This window comes from Pantoea sp. RIT-PI-b (genome assembly GCF_001187905.1).
Taxonomy (GTDB): domain Bacteria; phylum Pseudomonadota; class Gammaproteobacteria; order Enterobacterales; family Enterobacteriaceae; genus Pantoea; species Pantoea nemavictus.
The window spans coordinates 1-19,161 of the sequence record NZ_LGIS01000035.1; the positions used below are offsets into that span (position 1 = coordinate 1).

Below are 19,161 nucleotides of genomic sequence, written 5' to 3' on the forward strand. Positions count from 1 at the left end.
AAAGCTAAACTTTAATTCTAATTAGCCCTCAAAGCAGAGGGTTAGCTCTTTTATTAAAAGTTACTCTGACAACAATCGGACATCTCAGGTTTGCCTGAACCCGGTCATCTCTGCTTAGCTTCAACATAGATTGTAGGTGCTATTTGATAATGTCACTTTTGGAGATGCGGATATTTTGTTGGACTGGTTATGTTGAGATCCTCAGATGCTGGTGACCATGTCGAACAAAGAACTTCACCGTCTTCCCGTGATTCACCGTCTTTCCGTGATTCAGGCTGTTATCGAAAAACGCCTGCGTCGTTGTGATGTTGCTTCACAGTTACAGCTTACTGAACGTCAGATTCAGCGGCTGATGAACCGCTATCGCGAGTCCGGCGCTGCCGGGCTGACGAATGCGCGTCGCGGTAAACCTGGCACGCACCGGATTGCTGATGCATTGCACTGCCAGATACTGACGCTGCTACGCGAAAATTACATTGGCTGCGTCCCCACACTTGCCGCAAAAACGCTCCAGCCGCGTCACGGTTTTACACCGTTCCGTTTGAGACATTATGCCGCCACCAGGCTCTGAACGCGGCACGCTCAACGCCATCCGGATTTTTCAGCCGGACATCCTCTCAGTCAGGCAACATGAACTAAAGCAAACCATGGTAACTACCTGATTAATAAATCTAATCCACGCCAAAAGCCCCTTCCAATTTAAATTGACTTCAATCTAATTTATGTCAATATACTTGGCGCCAACGGGAAGGCTTTTATCGTCTGTTTTCCTTTGTGCCTGTCGTAAAAAGAGTGATACGTAATCAGAGTGCTGGGGATCTTCGTGGTTTCTACGGGAGCTGCCCCGGTCGAGAATTAGTGGTGATATGAAAGAGTTAAACGATGAAGTGTGCTGTACAGGACCAGAAAATGAAGCACCGGTTACCGTCGATCAGTTTCTGTGCTTTGCACTTTATTCCGCATCCCTTGCGATGACTAAACTTTATCAATCAAGACTAAAGCCCCTTGGCCTGACATATCCCCAATATCTGGTGATGCTCGCACTGTGGGAAAAAGATAATGTCACGGTTTCAGATCTAGGCGCACGCGTTCAGCTCGATTCAGGAACACTCAGCCAGTTGTTAAAACGACTTGAGCAGAGCGGCGTAATCTGCAGAACGCGAGATGTGGGACGCGATGAGCGCAGAGTACTGATTTCTGTTACCGCGCAGGGTCAACAATTGAAAATTGAGGCTGCCGGCGTTCCCGCCGACATGGTGTCAGTGATGGATACACCTTATGAGGAACTGGCGGATTTGACCGTGAGAGTTGCCGAGTTGCGTAAAAAACTTATTAGGGCACTCCCTTGACGGGCTTTGAGCATAGGGAAGTCAGTCATTCACCTAACTATTTTGGAACAGGCTGTAATTTTATCAGCTAATGAACTCAGGAGTTTTTATGTCATTTGATAAATCAGAAAATATGGATGACATTCATGCGGTAATAGGTCATGCAGTCTCATGCTTGCTTAAATCCGATCAACCTTTGCAAATTGACCTGATCACCGCGCTTTTGAAACAACATGAAGAACAAGCGCCGATTCAGCTCAAAAGTGGTTATGTTGACGCCATGGGCAAAATCGCGGAAAAGATGAGCTAATAAAAGGCGTTGAGCAATGCGTCGATACCTCACGAGGTGTGCCCTTTGCCCTATTCCTGCTGTTCACTGAATTGGTATTACAATTAACAAAAGCGTTGGCATATGAGTTAAAGCAGAGCCTTAAATCAGTGCTTTTTATCATCCCGAGCATAGTTTTGATGACTAAACGTAGCATCACCGAAATCCCGCTCAATACTCAACTTGTTTGTCCTGACGCTATGGCTTCTTATCTCCGTCAACGCGTATTGACAGGCCGCCTTCTTGTAACTTTCTTCTTCTGTTTCCGCCATAAACTCGAGTTTTGCAATGAGTGCCACAGGCGATATCGCAATGCCATCTTCTAAAAGCGCCAGAAGAGCCTCGCCAATCATTCTGTCTTTCATCAGTTCATCGTAACTTCTATTCATCAAGATCTCTGTATTGTCACTGTTTCCCAGGCATGAGCGCGTTAGCAATGGTGTTGTTCTGTCTCGCAAAATCAACATGCGTTGGTCAGGTTAAGAGAAAAATATTGTTTTGTAAAACTGAATCCGTTGCGACTTGCGCCAGTTACAGCCTGCTGCAGTAAACACGCTATTTATAGCCTGAATGCCACTTCCAGTTTATCGATATGAGCCTGCCATTCTGCCGGTTTTTTCTTCTGGAAACTTTCCAGGTTAAACAGTTTCCATTTCACTGATGGGAAACCCTGGAAGTTATAAATCGTCCAGTCAGGTTCCAGACGATTGAAACGCAGAAGAAATGATTTGTCTTCAGGTGTCAGACTCTTGCGTATTATCCTGATGAGCTCGTCTCTCGTATGTTCATAATCTACATAGCTAAATGGAATATTACTCATGCCTATAAACTGGTTTTCAAAGGCACTGCGTTGATCCTGCAAATGAGGATCCAACATTTCATGCATTGGTCGCGTGCTGCTGGCCAAGCCATAAATAAGACCGCGTTTTATCTCATCATTAAAGCCTTCGCTTTCAAGCATCAGTTTTACGTCAAATAAATCGCGCGGATGCTGTCTATCGAGTGCCGCACAGAGCTTACCGCCGTAAAGCTGAGATTTTGATACCACCCGAATCGAACAGAAAGCGTCAAATGTCTCCTGTGCCAGTTCGCACAATGGCATTTTCATTGGCTCGGCGATCAGCCCCCTGCCAACCATGTTGACCTCAAGTTTGATCAGCACATCATTTTCTGTCACCTGCAATTTGCAGACATCTGCCCGGTGCTGAACTTGTATGCTGCCTCTCAGTACCTGAATGCTTCTCTGTACGCGTTGCAATGCCTGATTTATACCTGCCAGACTTTCAGCACGTTCGACAATAGGTACATAGGTAAGGTCGATATCAACCGAAAGCCTTGGCATGTCACGGTAGAACAAATTGATCGCGGTGCCGCCATGCATCGCAAAGCACGCTTCTTTAGCGACTTCCGGCAGCACATCCAGCAGCAGCTGGACTTGTTTTCTGTAGGTATCCTTCATTGGCCTGACTCCAGTTCCTTTGGAATGGTTATCTGATATTTATTACTCAAACTACCGCCTGGAACGATGACTCTTTTACCAGTTCCCAGGTTAATATTTTCGGTTTTCAGAAAGCTGAACCAGTCATGACCGGCTTTTTCTGCCATATAGAGGAAGAGCCTTTTTACTTTTATCGACGTGCAGCTTTCAAGCAGCTTTTGCACGGTGAGTGGCCGCAAATTATTTAAGCCCTCCATCAGCTCGAAGACTTCCATCAACGGCTGGTGATCGGGTGCCAGATAAAGGCATTCCATAATGGCTCGAGCCGGGCTCGATACCCTTACTTTGAATGACTTATGCTCCATCTCAATCAGTCCGAGGTTCGGAGGTAGAAAACCCGACGACTTGCAGTCTATTTGCATACTCCAGTCATAACTCTCATACCATTTGGGCAGCTTCTCCCCAGGCGGACCGAAAAGCATCACGCGATTTTCATTCAGGCCTAGATAATGTGATTTGCCCTGGAGAGCAAGTGCCGTTTTGGCAGCAGGATGGATTGCCATTCCCAGCTGTGACTGTAGAGCATAGAGTCCGCCAAGGTAGTCAACTCTGTCACCCTTGCGTATCACCGCGCCCGTTCCAATTGACTGAAACCACTGGCTTTTACGGTACTGCTTCTGCAACTCCAGGCTGTATCCCTGCTCTATCAGCCACGCGGAGGTAAGCACCACTCCAGCAGGAATGGTGCTCAACAGATGGTTTAATTTTGATGGTTTTAGGGTAGTCATAATGCTTTTATAGATTATTTTTCAAACCATAGCAAACTTTTGGTTTGAAAATATTATTATTAAGGTATTAAAGGTACCCTTTAGAAAATTTATTTAAACTATTCATTGGGAATTGGTTTGTGGTAAGGCTAGGTTGGCATATAGCGCTGGAGCGCCGTCATTCATTTAAATCTCGCCCGCCACTCCCTAAGGTGCGCCTTCAGCTACAGTTAACATCATCAACCATTTCAGAACGATGACCTGCATGAGCGCTTCATTAACCACTCACCTGTTCGCCCGTTTGCGGCTACTGATTTCTATTATTGCTGGCGTCATTTGTTATTACGCACTTCCGGCGCAGTTAGGCGTGATGCAGCGCATGTTAATTGGCTGGAATGCTTTGGCGTGGTTATATCTGTTTTTTATCTGGTTTCGCATGTTGCGCACCGAGGGGAAAGATATTCAGCGCATTGCCAAAATACAGGACCAAAGCGCCGCTTTGGTGTTAGGCATGGTGATTTTTGCTTGTATGATCAGTATCGTCGCGATTCTGAGTGAGCTTTCATCCCTGCACACTCTCACGGGAACGCCGCGCGCGCTGCATTTACTGCTGACGGCGATGACGCTGATTGTGTCATGGGCATTACTGCCCAGTTCCTTTGCAATGCACTATGCCCATCATCACTATCTGCATCGCAGCAAAGACGTCACGCCGATGATCTTCCCGGAAAAGCCTGACGATCCCGACTACTGGGATTTTATCTACTTCGCCTTCACCATCGCCGTCGCGTCGCAAACAGCGGATGTTGCCACCGGCACCACGGAAATGCGCAAAATTACGCTGTTGCAATCGGTCATCTCGTTTATCTTCAATCTGGCGATATTGGGGTTATCGGTAAACGTGGGTGCCGGATTGCTGAGTTGAGCCAGCAACAGCAGCGGATTAACGGCGACCTTTAATCACTGACGCTTTCCAGTTGAAATCGCTGACTTCGCTCTCTTTCAACGATTCCGGTTTCTTGCGGCGGGTCGGCGTTTTTTTGGCTTTTTCCGCGATGGCTTTCTCTTTTGCCAGTTTCGTGGTCATAACCTGTTGCCGGGCTTCTGCCGTGAACTCTTTCTCTTTTTTGGCGTCCGGCTCTTTGCCGGTGCGCTGGCGATACTTCTCTACCAATCCGCGCATCACCTCTTCTACCGCCACGCGTTCATTGAGATTGAATTGATCGATGGAAATCATTTTCTTGTCGTTCATAGCGTATCGTCCATTAGTGAATTCGCAGCCACAAGTGTACAGCATTGAGGTGGAATTACCGGCAATGAAGATCGCCCCATTGCCGCTAGCCTGGCTTTCTTGTAACCTTCCCCGCTACCATTTTTAAGGAATTTCTATGAACGATCATCGCTCTAAAGACCCGTTGCACGGCGTAACGCTTGAGATGCAAATCAATGCGCTGGTCGCTCATTATGGCTGGGCTGCACTGGCTAAGCTGATTAATATCAACTGCTTTAAAAGCGATCCCAGCGTTAAATCAAGCCTGAAATTTTTGCGCCGCACGCCGTGGGCACGCGCTGAAGTGGAAGCGCTGTACCTGGATTCACTGGCCGATTTCGCCGCTAATAAAAGCGATGATGCCGAGCCCAATCCCTGGACGATGGGTCGCGACAAGTAATTTCAGGCGACAATCCCGCCAACGCTGCGTGAAATCTCAGTAATAATCCCCCTGCGCTTTTTCCAGAATTCACGTAGCAGCGTCATTAAACTTACGCACTTTCCCTGCGCGTAATACCACGCAAAACTTCATAACCTTGCCCGCGTCATCACATTTTCCAATGGCTGAGCATATTGTAAGTTTCCATTCTGCATGCCAGTATCGATACATGTATATACATGTATCACCAAGAGATCTCACATCCTACTAACAATAATTCGCCACTCTTAGACGCTTCAGCGAGGAAACTATGTCAGCCGAATCACCTGCAGCAGATTACGCGGGCGCGGATAAACAGCGCCTGTCAGAAACGCGGTCCATTGATTACATTCCACCAGGCGAACGTCACGGACATCCGTTCAGCCAGTTCACCCTGTGGTTTGGCGGTAACTTGCAAATCACCGCCATTGTGACGGGCGCGCTGACCGTGGTGTTGGGCGGCGATGTGGTGTGGTCGATTATTGGTTTACTGGTTGGGCAGGTTGTTGGTGCAGCGATCATATCACTGCACGCCATCCAGGGGCCGCGCCTGGGATTACCGCAAATGATCACCAGCCGCATGCAGTTTGGCGTTTATGGTGCGGTGATTCCGTTAGTGCTGGTTTGTATTATGTACGTCGGATTTTCTGCCAGCGGCACGGTGCTGGCCGGCCAGGCGCTGGCTAAACTGATCAATACCAGCAATGCGGCTGGCATGATTCTGTTCAGTGCCATCATTGTGGTGATTGCGGTACTGGGGTATCGCGTCATTCATAAGCTCGGTAAAGTGGCCAGCGTGATTGGCGTCCTCGCCTTTGTTTATCTGTTCATCACGCTACTCTCCAGTCATGACTTATCAGCGGTATGGCAAAACCAGCATTTCACTGTCGCCAATTTCTTACTGGCCGTATCGCTCTCCTCCTCATGGCAGATTGCATTTTGCCCGTACGTCTCTGACTATTCCCGCTATCTACCCGAAGATGTCTCAGCGAAGCAACTGTTCAGCAGCGTGTTCTTCGGCACGGTTTTAGGCACTCAGGCTTCAATGACCTTGGGCGTGATCGTCGCAGCCATTGCGGGTAAGGCTTTTTCAGGGAATGAAGTCGGCTATATCGTCAGTTTAGGCAGCAGCGCGACCATGGCGATGGTGATCTATTTCGCGATCTGCTTCGGCAAGATCACCTTTACTACCCTGAACGCCTACGGCAGCTTTATGTCGCTCACCACCATCGTCTCAGGATTTCGGCAGAAAACCTCGCTCAGCCGCGCGGGTCGTATCCTGTTTGTGGTACTAATGGTGACGATCTCTTGCGTCATTGCGTTGATTAGCGAACCGGCATTTCTTAAATCATTTACCCATTTCCTGCTGTTTTTGCTGGCCTTTTTCGTACCGTGGAGCGCGATTAGCCTGACGGATTTCTATTTGATCACCAAAGGAAAGGTCGATGTCCCGGCGCTTTCTCAGCCGCACGGTCGCTACGGCCGCTGGAACTGGGCGGGCATTATTGTCTACTTCTGCGGCGTGCTGGTACAGCTGCCGTTTATTGATAACCCGCTGCATCACGGATCATTAACCTGGATCTTCGCGGGGAATGATGTGTCATGGATTATTGGCTGGTTTGTTACTGCACTGCTGTGGCTCATCGCCAGCAAGTTCGATCGTCGCGGCCGACTGATGCAATCTGTTTACCCCAATCAGTGACGTTGTCACCGCAACTGCATTAATGAATTGCGCTCACAAGTGTATTCTGCTGTGAGCGCATTATCATTCCATCGCCCCGCCGCTACACTTTATCCACGCTGCATTTATGGAGAAAAAGATGAACGAGCAATTTGACGGCAATGGTATTTTCCCGAAAGGGCCAAAAAACGACGCATTGGCACAGTATTTTACCGGTACCAGCTATCTAAACATGCTGACAACCGAAGGCGTCACGATCGGTAATGTGGTGTTTGAACCGGGTTGCCGTAACAACTGGCATATCCATCATGGGGGTGGCCAGATCTTGCTGGTGACCGGCGGACGTGGTTGGTATCAGGCCTGGAACCAACCGGCGCGTCAGTTGGTGGCTGGCGACGTGGTTAACATTCCTGCGGGATTGAAGCACTGGCATGGCGCCGCAGCGGACAGCTGGTTCGCCCACATTGCCATCGCGGTGCCGGCCGAAGGCGCCTCAAACGAGTGGCTGGAACCTGTCTCTGACGAGCATTATCAGCAGCTTTGATGGGTTAATGATGCGAACCTGGTCGCCATCAATGCCGACCAGGTTCGCATGAACGGCTATTTGTAACTGACTATCGTCACCCAATTCGCATCGCGTCCGGCAGGTGCTTCGCTCACTCGCTTCAGCGCCCCACTTTCTGCATCAATTTCATAGCTACCGATGACCTTACTCTTCTCGCCGCTGGCAATTAACCAGCGTCCATCAGCGGTGATGGCCATGCTGCGCGGCTGCTTCTCCACTTGCCAGCTAGCAATCATCGTCAGTTTGCCATCGGCGCCATTGACCCTATAGCCGGTAATGGTGCTACTGGTTCGCTCGCTAACATAGAGAAAACGTCCGTCCGGCGTCAGGCCAATATCGGCCGACCAGATGCGTGGCGTGGTGTCGCTATAACCTGGCGGACGCTCACGGCCATGTTCGAGTTTATATTGCGCGGCGACGGCATTCGGCGTTTCCGCCACTTTTACCAGCTCTCCGCTGGCTTCGCGGCGGAATTGCGTGATAATGCCGCCCATCTCGCCGATGTTGTAGAGATAGCGATTGTCAGGTGAAAGCACTGAATGGCGCGGGCCATTTTCCGCAGCCGTTTTGACGTAACCGTTACCCAACGCAGTTAATTCACCCTGCGCGCTTAGCGTTAGCTGCAGCACGCGATCGGTGCCGAGATTGCCGACATAAGCAGAATTGCCGCTCGCATCCACAATCACTGAATGTGCCGCATGGCCGGTTTTGAAGCTGCCAACCGGCGGCGCAATCATCTTGCCATCGCTGTTAAGCTTATAAACATGCACCACGTCACCGTCGTAAGAGGCGCCGAGCAAAAAGCGGCCCTGTTTATCCGTGCTGATATAAGGATAACTGGCTGCGGCGGTGACGGCGCTGGTTTGGCTCAGATCGCCGGTTTTACTGTCGATGTTCCAGCTCACCAGTTGCAAAGGCTTGCTGCGGATCGCCGCATAAAGATGTCGATGATCGGCACTCAACGCCATCGGCATCACTTTGCCGCCGGCATGGGTACGACCCAGCAATTGCAGCGCACCGGTTTGCTCATTGAGCGCGTAACGGGCGATGGTGCCGTCATCCGCTTCCGAAACATAAACAAAGGTTTGTGCCAGTAAAGGCGCACTCGCCATCATTGACGCTATTAGCGCCACCGTAGGTAATAAGGTCTTCATCCTGCTCCTTTAGCGTACCAATGACGGACGTTTAGCGTCGTAGCGCCAGTTATCAATCAAAAACTGCATACCCAGCGCATCGTTACGATTCTTGTCCGGCAGCGCCTGATAAAGCGCATGCGCCTGTTCAAGGCGCTCCATATCCAGCTCAATACCCAAGCCTGGCCCAGGCGGTAATTCCAGATAACCCTCGCGGATTTGCGGCGGTTGACGCGTCAGCTGCTGGCCATCCTGCCATATCCAGTGCGTATCGAAAGCCGTCTGACGATCGCCCGGCGCGGCGGCACCCAGATGCGCCACCATCGCCAGCGAAATATCAAAGTGATTATTGGAGTGACAGCCGGTAGTCAGCCCCCATTCGTTGCACAGCTGCGCCACTACGTTGGCGTTACGCATCGTCCAGAAGTGCGGATCGGCCAGCGGAATATCAATAGCATTAAGCTGTAGCGCGTGATGCAGCTGGCGCCAGTCGTTGGCGATCATGTTGGTGGCGACCGGCACGCCGGTGGCGCGGCGAAACTCAGCCAGCGTTTCCCGCCCGGAATAGCCCTGTTCCGCGCCGCAAGGATCTTCCAGATACGGCACTTTACCCGCCAGCTGTTTGCCAAAGCGGATCGCTTCCTCTAATGACCAGCTGGCATTGGGATCCACCGTCACGCGCGCATCGGGAAAGCGTGCCAGCAGCGCTTCTACCGTTTCAACTTCCACTTCACCGGCCTGCACGCCGCCTTTTAGTTTGAAGTCGCGGAAGCCGTATTGCTCAACCGCGGCTTCGGCTAAACGCACCAGCGCTGCGCTATCCATCGCCGCTTGATGACGCAGGCGGAACCAGCCCTCTTGCTCATCGTCTCCCGAGCGATAATTCATCGTGGTGCGCTTGCGATCGGCGATGTAGAACAAATACCCCAGCACCGGAATGCGATCGCGCTGTTTGCCGCTGGCGAGCAGATCCGCCACCGGCAGATTAAACAGTTTGCCTTGCAGATCGAGCAGCGCCGCTTCTATCGCTGCGGCAGCATTATAGAACTTCTCCGGATTCATCTGCGGGATATGGATATCGTTGGTATGCGAGGTTTGTTGCAGACGCGCTTCACTGCTGAATAGCTGGCTCAGCATGGCATTGAGGCGCAGCAGCGAACTGCCCTCAATCAGCGGACGGAACTGCTCCAGCAGTTGCAAGGTCGAGGCATGACACGGCGTTTCGCCCACGCCGGTATGCCCGGCAGAATCGGTCAATATCACGATAATGCGCGTGAAGTAGCAATTATGGGCGCCGCCGATGTTCAGTAGCATGCTGTCGTAACCGGCAACCGGCACGATGCGCATCGATTTAATGACTGGACTGTCTAACATGGTTTCTCTCCGTGTGACCGAATGCGGGGGGAACGGGTTTGCGACGCAGTAGCAGCCACAGGCCGGTAATCACTGACACGCTGGTCAGTGCGTAGAGGCCGCCGGTGGTGCTGCCGGTGTGCATTTCCAGGTAGCCGAATACCGTGGGCGCAAAGAAGCCGCCGAGGTTGCCAATCGAATTGATGAGCGCAATGCCGGGTGCGGCAATCGACGCGGGCAATTCACTTTGCGGCATCGGCCAGAAGAAGGCCGCGCTCACCTTGGAACCAATGCAAGCCACAATCATCGCCACAAAACCAAACCACGGCGTGCCAAGCGTAGCCATAAAGGTGCCGCATGCGGCAATCAGCATGGCGATGCCGAGCCCCCTATCAAGCTTATCGCGATAGCGATCGGTGGCTTTACCCAGCAGAAACAGCGCAACGATGGCGAACAACCAGGGAATGGCGGTCAGCAGCCCGGTTTCGAAACTGTTGAAGCCTTGAATGCGTTGAATGATTTGCGGCAACCAGAACACCAGGGTGTAACCGGTCATGGTCATAGTGAAGAAGATCAGGCAGTAGGTGAGCAAACTGCGGTCGGCGATCAATCCCCAGCGACCGTGGCTAACGGCATGCTCTTCGCGGGCATCATCCTCAAGCGCCAACTGCTGCGCCAGCGCCTGTTTTTCCGCCTCGCTGAGCCATTTTGCCCCTTGCGGTTTTGATACCAGCACAAAGGCAGCCAGCAAGCCGATCACTATCGATCCGCCGCCTTCCATAAACATCACCCATTTCCAACCGGCGATCCCGCCGACATCATGCATCATCAGGATCGCGCCGGTAAGCGGACCGGAAAACAGAAAGGCGCTGGCCGTGGCGCTCAGCACCATCGCCGTGGCGCGGCCTCGCCAGGCGTTGGGCACCCATTGACGAAAATAGAACAGCACGCCGGGAAAGAAGCCGGCTTCCGCCACGCCCAGCAAAAAACGCAGCAGATAGAAATGCAGCGGCGTGCTAACGAAACCGGTCACCACCACCACCATGCCCCATGTAATCATGATGCGCGTCAGCCACACGCGTGCGCCGAGCTTCTTCAGCATCATATTGCTCGGCACTTCAAATAGCGCATAGCCGATGAAGAACAGCCCGGCACCTAAGCCGAAAGCCGCAGCACTGATGCCCGCATCGGTTTGCAGTTCAGCTTTCACAAAACCGATATTGGCGCGGTCGATCTGGTTAACGATCAGCATCAGCGCCAGCATCGGAATGATGCGGCGGAAAAACTTGCCGATGGCGGAGGCGATAAGCGCCTGATGATCGGGGGATAATGGATATTGTTGTTGTGTCATGCGTCACCTGTAGGGATTAAAACACCGTATAGGTATACGCAGCAGAGTTAACGCACGGGTATGGGATATTGCCCGAGACCGCTTAGGCAAATGCCCTACGATTGTTAAAATTCATAGGGTTATGTTAATTTCCAACGTAAAGTTTTGTCGCGCTTTGTGCGCTGGCTCAACATCGGCTTTAAAAACAGATGTTGAGCCAGCGCACAAACCTCCCTATTCCTCAACTACACTTGCCTCACGTGAAAACGCTAATAGAGGTAAAAATGTCGCAATCCAATCAACGTAACCAGGCTTGGCTTTTAGCCTCACGCCCTGAAGGCGAACCGGTAAAAGAGAATTTTCGCCTGGTTGAGCAGCCGATTCCTGAACTGAAGGATGGCGAGATCCTGCTGCGCACGCTGTACTTATCGCTTGATCCGTACATGCGTGGGCGCATGGATGACAGCAAATCCTACGCCGCACCGGCTGAGCTTGATCAGCCCATGGTAGGCGGCACGGTAAGCGAAGTTGCTGCATCCAAACATGCCGATTTTAAGCAAGGCGATCGGGTTCTCGCGCAAAGCGGCTGGCAAAGCTATGCGGTGTCAGACGGCACTGGCGTCGCGAAACTGGGCGATCTGCCCCATCCCTCCTGGGCGCTGGGTATTCTCGGCATGCCGGGCTTCACCGCCTATATGGGATTGATGGATATCGGCCAGCCGAAAGAAGGCGAAACCCTGGTGGTCGCGGCGGCCACCGGCCCGGTGGGAGCAACCGTTGGTCAGTTGGGTAAACTCAAGGGCTGTCATGTCGTGGGCGTCGCGGGTGGTGAAGAGAAGTGTCGCTACGCCATTGAGAAGCTCGGTTTTTCTGCCTGCATCGATCATCATCGTGACGATTTTGCACAACAGCTGGCGGCGGCCTGCCCGGACGGTATCGATATCTACTTCGAGAATGTCGGCGGCAAAGTGTTTGATGCGGTATTCCCGCTGCTGAATACCGCCGCGCGCGTGCCGGTGTGCGGCCTGGTTTCTGGCTACAGCAGTCGCGAATTGCCGCCGGGCCCGGATCGCACGCCGCAAATTATGGGCGGCATTCTTAAGCGTCGTATTCGCATGCAGGGCTTTATCATCTTCCAGGATTACGGCGATCGTTATCCGGAATTCCTCAAGGCGATGACACCGCTGGTGGAGCAGCAAAAAATCCACTATCGCGAACATATGATCGACGGATTAGAAAATGCGCCGCAGGCATTTTTCGACATGTTGCAAGGCAAAAACTTCGGTAAAACCGTGGTGAAAGTCGCACAGTAACGCGTTGTGTAAACGCCATTTTTCTCTTTGCATAGCGGCAATTGAGATATGGCGGTTGCTGGGCGCATGAGAAGGTATTTTACCTATATCGCCATTATTGGGAGTTCTCATGTCGCTCAGTCAAACCCCGCTCCCGAAAGTCAATTCCCAGCAGGCCGAAGCGCCCGTTCCGGAAGCATTACCACGTCGGCAATTATTACCTTAATGGCCCCCCACCGCCGCGTCATGCCTGGAGCTAACGGCGGCGAAAGCGCGCCGCTGGATGGTCAGCCGTGAGTCGCGGCTGGCCAAACAGGCGCTCGCGCAGCGTTACCGCCTGAGGTGGCGTAACACGCACCCGTCCCCGGCTGCGCAGCACCGGCATCACATGCTGGATAAAATCCTCAAAGCTACCGGGACTGATCGCCCAGGCAAGATTAAATCCATCCACACCCGACTCCACGGCAAACTGCTCCAGCTGATCGGCGATGCTTGCCGGGCCGCCAATCAGCAGCGGATGTAAACCGCCAATGCCGATGTAGCGCGCTGCATCACGTAGCGTCCAGCGCTTCTGATCGTCAATGCGCGTCAAACTGGCTAAGGCGGAACGGCAGGCATCGGTTTCACGAAACGCCAGCGGGGTGTCCAAATCTTCTAACGACCAGTCGATGCCGGTCCAGGCGGAGAACAGCGCTAACGCCGCCTCTTCGCTGATGTAGTGCTGATAATCACGATACTTCGCCTGCGCGGCCTCATCACTCTCCGCGGTGATGACCGTAATGGCCGTAACAAAGCGCAGCGATGCCGCTTCACGCCCTTCAGCCGCGGCTAACTGGCGGATGCGTTGGATATCCTGCGCGATCGCCTGTGGCGTGATGCCACCGAGAAAGATCACCTCCGCATTACGAGCGGCGAACTGCGCTCCACGACTTGAGGTTCCGGCCTGAAACAGCACCGGCGTGCGCTGCGGGCTCGGTTCACTCAGGTGCGCATCCGGCACCTGGTACCAGCGGCCAGTATGTTGAATGGCATGCACTTTGGCCGGATCGCTATAAACACTGTTTTGTTTATCGCGCCGTACCGCATCCTCCTCCCATGATCCTTCCCAGAGTTTGCCGGTGACATCGAGAAACTCCTGCGCGCGATCGTAGCGTTCATCGTGCGGAATCTGCTGCGTCAGTCCCAGATTGCGCGCCGCGGAATCGAGCATGGAGGTCACCACATTCCAGGCGATACGCCCGTTGCTCAGATGATCGAGCGTGGTGAACTTACGCGCCAGCAGGTATGGCTGTTCATAGGTGGTGGAGACGGTGATACCAAAGCCCAGATGCTGCGTCACTGCCGCCATGGCTGAAACCAGCAACAGCGGATCGTTCACCGGCATTTGCGTCGCCAGACGCAGCGCCGCGTCCGGTTTGTGTTGCCAAACATCAAGTTGGCCGAGGGCATCGGCAATAAACAGTGCATCAAATCCGGCGCGATCCAGCTGCTGGGCAATGTCCGTCCAGTAACCTAGCTCAGTGTATCGATGGGCCTGATCCTGCGGATGTCGCCACAGGCCAGCGCTGAGGTGGCCCGGCACGTTCATCATAAAACCAAACAGCAAAAACGGCGCGCCGCTCATTGCCTTCTCCTCTCAGGCATGACGCCGAGCGCGTAATGCCCCGACCGCCAACACAATGAAAATTAAGCCGCCGGTGGCAACCTGCTGCCAGTAGAAGTTCCAGCCGATCAGCAGCAATCCGTTGGCGATAAAACTCAGCAGCACCACGCCAAGTAGCGTTCCCAGCACGTTGGGACGGCGGGATGGCGCGAAGGTGGCACCAATAAAACTGGCGCCAATGGCGTTAAGCAGATAGGCATTGCCCGATAGCGGCACCCAGGCTTTGACGTTTGAGGCGAGGATTAAGCCGACGATACCGGCAATCAGCGCTGCAGCAATAAAAGCCATGGCGGTAAGCCGTTTAACTGGCACCCCCGAATACTGCGCCACACTGTACTGCTCGCCCATCACCCGTAACGACCGGCCGGTGGCACTGCGGTGCAGCAGCTGATAGAGCGCGAGCGCCACCCATAGCAGCAGCCAAAGCGGCACAGGAATGCCGAGCAGCGCGCCGTGACCGATGGCCGAAAAGCCGTCGGGCAGTTTTTGGCTCAGCAAATAGACCGGCTGTCCGCCGTTTGATGACAGTTGCTGCACGCTTTGCCCGATAAACAGCGTGCCGAGCGTGGCGAGAAACGGCTCCACGCCCAGTTGGGTAACCAGAAAGGCGTTAAACACGCCAACCAGCAGTGCGGCGAACAGCGCCGCAATCAGCGCGACGGGCAGACTGACCTGATGCAGCACCAGTGTCACTAAAACCAGACAGGCGATATCGATCGATGTCCCAACTGAAAGATCAATCGCGCCAATGCGGGTAACCAGCGTCATCGCCAGCGCAACAATCGCCAGCGGCGCAACGTTATTTAGCAACACGCTGCGAATATTGGAGACAGTGGCAAAACCGGGCGCCGCGACAATAAATAACAGCAGCAGCGCCACAAAGGTCAGCACCACCACCGCACGCAATAAGCCGGCCTGACGCGGACGATGAGCGCCTGCGGATAACAGAGAGTCAGACACCTTGAGTTCTCCTTGACTGACGACGACGTAACAGCGCCGTTAACGCCACCACTAACAGGATCAACACGCCTTCGACGCCGTTTATCCAGTAACTTGAGACGTTGATGAGCTGGAAACCGTTGGCAAGCAGACTCAGGAACAGCGCACTGATCAGCGCGCCAGCGAGTGTCGGTACCAGACGACGGGAAAACACCACGCCCAACAGCGCGGCGGCAATCACCATCAGCAGATTGTCGTTCGCGCCGGGCGAACTGCCGCTTAACAGCGACACTGAAGCCACCGCCGCGATGGCGGCGCTAACGCCGCATAATACGTAGCTCAAGCCCTGATAGCGTTTGACGCCAATTCCCGCGGCATTGGCGGCCTGCGGATGGCTGCCTACCGCCTGCAACCGCAGGCCAAATGCGGTAAGACGACTTAAGGCGATCGCCGCAAACGCCAGCAGTAAAAATGACCAGCCCAGCCACGACACCGCTAACGGACCGTTACTTAACAGCAGATTTTGCAGGTCGCTGCTGGCCGACACCGATGCATTGCTGGTCAGCACCATCTCCAGTCCGATCGCGATATTCATGCTGGTAAGCGTCGCCAGCAGCGGCAAGATTCCCAGCCAGACAATCGCCAGCGCATTAAATAATCCCACCGCCGCGCCGGTTAATAGCGTCAACAGCAGTGCAATAGCGAGCGGCTGCCCGACGCTGAGCTGGCTGGCAAACACCGCCGCACTCAGGCCGAGATTAGCCGCAATCGATAAATCAATGCCGCCAGTGATGCCTTGCAAACCGCCACCGCTTAGTACCAGCGTTAAGCCGAGCGCCAGCGTCCCCACCACCGCGGTTTGCTGTAGCACGTTACCAAGATTCATTACCGTGAGAAAAATCGGCGACAGCCAGGCAAACACCGCCAAAACCAGCACGATAATCAACAGCGATACGTGTTGCAGCCACTGCTGGCCGTGAGTACGCCGTGGCTGTTCGCCGGGTACAGCTTGGGTGACCTCACTCATGATGCACGCTCCGTTAATGCGCCGGTGCCGGAAGCCCAGGAGAGAATCTCCTGATGGCTGGTCTGCTGTGCCGCCAGCGTGGCGACATGTTCGCCGCGCGCCAGCACCATAATGCGATCGGCCAGGGTTTGCAGTTCGAGTAAATCGGTTGAGAACACCAGGATCAGCGCCCCCTCATCGGCCAACTGCTGCAACGTGTGGTAAATCGCCGCCTTGGCCGCAATATCAACGCCCACCGTCGGCTCATCCAGCAGATACATACGAGCGCCGGTATTTAGCCATTTTGCCAGCACCGCTTTTTGTTGATTACCGCCAGAGAGCTGGCGCAGCGCCGCCAGTTGCCCTGGTGTGCGGATGGCCAATTGCTGAATATTCTTCGCCACCAACTCGCTTTCGGCCTGACGTGACACGCCGCCCCAGCGCAGTAAACGTCGCACTGTGGTTAAGGTGACATTGTCACGCAAACTCATGTCCAGCGCGATGCCGTTGGCGCGCCGATCCTCCGGGACAAAGGCGATACCGCGTTTCACCGCCGCATGCGGTGAAGCCGGGATGCCCGCTACCTCGCCCAGTATCATTTTACCGCTCACGGTATTCTCCAGCCCAAACAGCGCGCGTATCAGGGTTTTTCCGCCCGAACCTAACAAACCGGTAATACCGATGATCTCACCCTGACGACCCGTGAATGACAGGTTGTGGAAACTCCCGGGGGCGCTCAAGGCATCAACCTGCAATAGCAGCTCACCCACAGGACGTGGCTGACGCGGCGTAAGCTCGTGGCGCGCATCGCCCACCATGGCACTAATCAAGGCTGACGGCGACAGCTGTTCCGCGCTGAACTGCGCCACATCTTTGCCATCGCGCAGCACCGTGACGCGTTGGCACAGCTGCTGGATCTCATCGAGATAGTGCGAGACATAAATCAGCGCGATACCCTGCTGGCGCATACGATCAATCACCCGAAACAGCGCATGCACTTCGTGGCGCGCCAGCGCGGCGGTGGGTTCATCCAGCACCACCACGCGCGGCGCGTTTTGTAGCACGCGGCAGATTTGCACCAACTGCTGCTCTGCCACGCTTAAGGTGGCGATCAATGCGTTGGGATCGAGCTGTAAACCGAAGTGCTGCTGCAGCTGCTGCTGAGCCTGCTGGCGCATGCGGCGACGCAGGATAAAGGGGGTTGCGGCGGCGCGCGGTTCGTTGCCAAGCCACAACGCTTCCGCCACCGTCAGCGAGCCGGGCAGCAAGCGTTCCTGATGCACGATGGCGATGCCCTGTCGCTGCGCCTGTGCTGGCGTGCTCAGCGTGAGCGGCTGACCATCCAGCTCAATACTGCCGCTATCGGCGGCATGAATGCCGCCTAATACTTTAATCAGCGTCGATTTACCGGCCCCGTTGTGACCAATCAGGCCATGCACTTCACCGGCATGCACGCTGAGCGACACCGATTGCAGCGCAGGTACGCCATCAAAGGCTTTACTGATGTGGTGCAGCTGCAGCAGCGGCGTATTATTTGCCATCCGTCTGGCCCAGGGTTTTCTGCGCCTCGCCGGCATTATCTTTGGTTACCAGAATCGCCGGAACATAGGTCGCTGGCGGCAATGAACGATCGCCCGCGAGATATTTCGCCACGTTCTGCACCGCCGTTTGCCCAATCACATACGGCTGCTGCGCCACCACTGCCGCCGCGCTGGATTTGGCATCTTTAACCAGCGACACCACATCCGGGCTGCCGTCGACTGCATAGGTTTTGATCTCGTTGCGCCCCGCGGCATCCACCGCCTGGGTAGCGCCAATTTGTGGCACATCCCACGCGGCCCAAATCGCCTGAACCGATCCTTTCGGATATTTATTCAGTAACTGACTGATTTGCGCATACGCGTCTTGCACGGTATTCGGGATAACATCGCGCAGTTCTGGCTGAATTATTTTAATTTTTGGATACCATTTCAGTACGGCTTTTAACTGGTCATAGCGCATTGCAACCACGGGCACGCCATAGAAACCGTTAAATACCAGAATATTGCCTTCGCCACGTAAATCATTGACCAGCTTTAACGCGAGCTGCTCGCCAATATAAAAGTTATCTGACGTTGTGACGTTAATACTGGATGGGCTAGCGGTGTCGACAGTAAATAACGGGATGCCCGCCTCGCGGATTTTTTTCAGCCACGGCTCCAGCACCGATGCGGTGCCGAGTGTTTCAATGATTGCATCGGGTTTCTGTGCGATAAGCGTCTGAATTTGGGCAATTTGCTGCGACTCTTTACGGCCGCCGTCTAGCGCAATCGGCGTACCGCCAAGGCGTTTCACCTCGTCGATTTGTCCCTGATAAGCCTTGAGATCCCAATAGTGATCGGTGCCGGCAACGGTAATACCAATGCGTTTACCCGCCAAAGACGGAATCGGATGATCTTCGGCGTGCGCCATTGCGGATAATAGTGATACAGAAGCCAGCAACAGGCCTGCCAGACGATGCTTTTTCATGCTTAATATCCCTGGAAATAATAATATAATGTTGTATGACGCCTGTTAGCTGGCGCGTGAAATAAAAATTATCACAGCCATTTTTTATCCATAATGCTATTTTCACCTTAGACTAGCTGGCAATTGATAATAGCCAGCCAGC

19 protein-coding genes and 1 pseudogene are annotated in these 19,161 nt (G+C 53.7%); 8 read left to right on the forward strand and 12 right to left on the reverse strand.

Annotation, left to right across the window (positions count from 1 at the left end):
* Positions 1-217: 217 nt before the first annotated feature.
* The 3 genes and pseudogenes from AC790_RS23740 to AC790_RS23750 form a co-directional block, all read left to right on the forward strand.
* Positions 218-523 (forward strand): annotated as a pseudogene (locus AC790_RS23740) (helix-turn-helix domain-containing protein); the annotation flags it as partial.
* Positions 524-866: 343 nt separating this feature from the next.
* On the forward strand, positions 867-1,349 hold the full coding sequence (locus AC790_RS23745; protein WP_049853489.1) for a MarR family winged helix-turn-helix transcriptional regulator: 483 nt from the start codon (positions 867-869) through the stop codon (positions 1,347-1,349).
* An 88-nt stretch (positions 1,350-1,437) separates the two neighbouring features.
* On the forward strand, positions 1,438-1,638 hold the full coding sequence (locus AC790_RS23750; protein ID WP_049853490.1) for a hypothetical protein: 201 nt from the start codon (positions 1,438-1,440) through the stop codon (positions 1,636-1,638).
* A gap of 125 nt (positions 1,639-1,763) precedes the next feature.
* Here AC790_RS23750 and AC790_RS23755 read toward each other — a convergent pair whose 3' ends face one another.
* The 3 genes from AC790_RS23755 to AC790_RS23765 form a co-directional block, all read right to left on the reverse strand.
* Entirely contained in the window at positions 1,764-2,045 is a 282-nt protein-coding gene (locus AC790_RS23755; protein WP_049853491.1) for a hypothetical protein, read from the reverse strand.
* 170 nt (positions 2,046-2,215) lie between these two features.
* Positions 2,216-3,115, reverse strand: a complete 900-nt coding sequence (locus AC790_RS23760) for a nucleotidyl transferase AbiEii/AbiGii toxin family protein (RefSeq protein ID WP_049853492.1) — start codon at positions 3,113-3,115, stop codon at positions 2,216-2,218.
* Complete coding sequence (locus AC790_RS23765) at positions 3,112-3,882, reverse strand: type IV toxin-antitoxin system AbiEi family antitoxin (protein WP_049853493.1); 771 nt, start codon at positions 3,880-3,882, stop codon at positions 3,112-3,114. Before AC790_RS23765 ends, AC790_RS23760 begins: the two co-directional genes overlap by 4 nt.
* A gap of 244 nt (positions 3,883-4,126) precedes the next feature.
* On the opposite strand from AC790_RS23765, the gene AC790_RS23770 reads away from it, so the two are divergent.
* The gene (locus AC790_RS23770) at positions 4,127-4,786 is read left to right on the forward strand and encodes a DUF1345 domain-containing protein (RefSeq protein WP_049853494.1); all 660 of its coding nucleotides are present in this window, start codon (positions 4,127-4,129) and stop codon (positions 4,784-4,786) included.
* An 18-nt stretch (positions 4,787-4,804) separates the two neighbouring features.
* Here AC790_RS23770 and AC790_RS23775 read toward each other — a convergent pair whose 3' ends face one another.
* Positions 4,805-5,113, reverse strand: a complete 309-nt coding sequence (locus AC790_RS23775) for a hypothetical protein (RefSeq protein ID WP_007888365.1) — start codon at positions 5,111-5,113, stop codon at positions 4,805-4,807.
* Between the two features lie 136 nt (positions 5,114-5,249).
* Here AC790_RS23775 and AC790_RS23780 point away from each other — a divergent pair, with 136 nt between their 5' ends.
* The 3 genes from AC790_RS23780 to AC790_RS23790 all read left to right on the forward strand — a co-directional run bounded on the left by AC790_RS23780 (position 5,250) and on the right by AC790_RS23790 (position 7,774).
* Positions 5,250-5,531 carry a VF530 family DNA-binding protein gene (locus tag AC790_RS23780; RefSeq protein ID WP_049853495.1) on the forward strand — a complete coding sequence of 94 codons (282 nt, stop codon included), beginning with the start codon at positions 5,250-5,252 and terminating at the stop codon, positions 5,529-5,531.
* A 289-nt stretch (positions 5,532-5,820) separates the two neighbouring features.
* Positions 5,821-7,251, forward strand: coding sequence for a cytosine permease (locus AC790_RS23785; RefSeq protein ID WP_049853496.1), 1,431 nt, complete (start codon positions 5,821-5,823; stop codon positions 7,249-7,251).
* A 118-nt stretch (positions 7,252-7,369) separates the two neighbouring features.
* Positions 7,370-7,774 (forward strand): cupin domain-containing protein, encoded by a 405-nt coding sequence (locus tag AC790_RS23790; RefSeq protein WP_049853497.1) that lies wholly within the window; start codon positions 7,370-7,372, stop codon positions 7,772-7,774.
* Positions 7,775-7,830: 56 nt separating this feature from the next.
* On the opposite strand, the gene AC790_RS23795 is transcribed toward AC790_RS23790, so the two are convergent.
* From AC790_RS23795 to AC790_RS23805, 3 genes are read right to left on the reverse strand one after another with little or no spacing between them, the layout of a single operon-like run.
* Entirely contained in the window at positions 7,831-8,949 is a 1,119-nt protein-coding gene (locus tag AC790_RS23795) for a beta-propeller fold lactonase family protein (RefSeq protein WP_049853498.1), read from the reverse strand.
* Positions 8,950-8,958: 9 nt separating this feature from the next.
* Entirely contained in the window at positions 8,959-10,302 is a 1,344-nt protein-coding gene (locus AC790_RS23800; RefSeq protein ID WP_049853499.1) for an enolase C-terminal domain-like protein, read from the reverse strand.
* Entirely contained in the window at positions 10,280-11,632 is a 1,353-nt protein-coding gene (locus AC790_RS23805) for an MFS transporter (protein WP_049853500.1), read from the reverse strand. The genes AC790_RS23800 and AC790_RS23805 overlap by 23 nt, the downstream gene beginning before the upstream one ends.
* A gap of 263 nt (positions 11,633-11,895) precedes the next feature.
* On the opposite strand from AC790_RS23805, the gene AC790_RS23810 reads away from it, so the two are divergent.
* Positions 11,896-12,924, forward strand: coding sequence for an NADP-dependent oxidoreductase (locus AC790_RS23810; protein ID WP_049853501.1), 1,029 nt, complete (start codon positions 11,896-11,898; stop codon positions 12,922-12,924).
* A gap of 235 nt (positions 12,925-13,159) precedes the next feature.
* Here the strand turns inward: AC790_RS23810 and AC790_RS23815 are convergent, their stop codons facing one another.
* Genes AC790_RS23815 through AC790_RS23835 form a run of 5 tightly spaced genes read right to left on the reverse strand, consistent with a single transcriptional unit; the run spans position 13,160 to position 19,019 of the window.
* Entirely contained in the window at positions 13,160-14,527 is a 1,368-nt protein-coding gene (locus AC790_RS23815) for an LLM class flavin-dependent oxidoreductase (RefSeq protein ID WP_049853502.1), read from the reverse strand.
* Between the two features lie 12 nt (positions 14,528-14,539).
* Positions 14,540-15,526: an ABC transporter permease gene (locus AC790_RS23820; protein ID WP_082204315.1), complete on the reverse strand. Its 987-nt coding sequence runs from the start codon at positions 15,524-15,526 to the stop codon at positions 14,540-14,542.
* Positions 15,519-16,532, reverse strand: coding sequence for an ABC transporter permease (locus tag AC790_RS23825; RefSeq protein WP_049853503.1), 1,014 nt, complete (start codon positions 16,530-16,532; stop codon positions 15,519-15,521). Before AC790_RS23825 ends, AC790_RS23820 begins: the two co-directional genes overlap by 8 nt.
* The gene (locus AC790_RS23830) at positions 16,529-18,052 is read right to left on the reverse strand and encodes a sugar ABC transporter ATP-binding protein (RefSeq protein ID WP_049853504.1); all 1,524 of its coding nucleotides are present in this window, start codon (positions 18,050-18,052) and stop codon (positions 16,529-16,531) included. The genes AC790_RS23825 and AC790_RS23830 overlap by 4 nt, the downstream gene beginning before the upstream one ends.
* Entirely contained in the window at positions 18,042-19,019 is a 978-nt protein-coding gene (locus AC790_RS23835; RefSeq protein WP_049853505.1) for a sugar ABC transporter substrate-binding protein, read from the reverse strand. The genes AC790_RS23830 and AC790_RS23835 overlap by 11 nt, the downstream gene beginning before the upstream one ends.
* Positions 19,020-19,161: the final 142 nt, after the last annotated feature.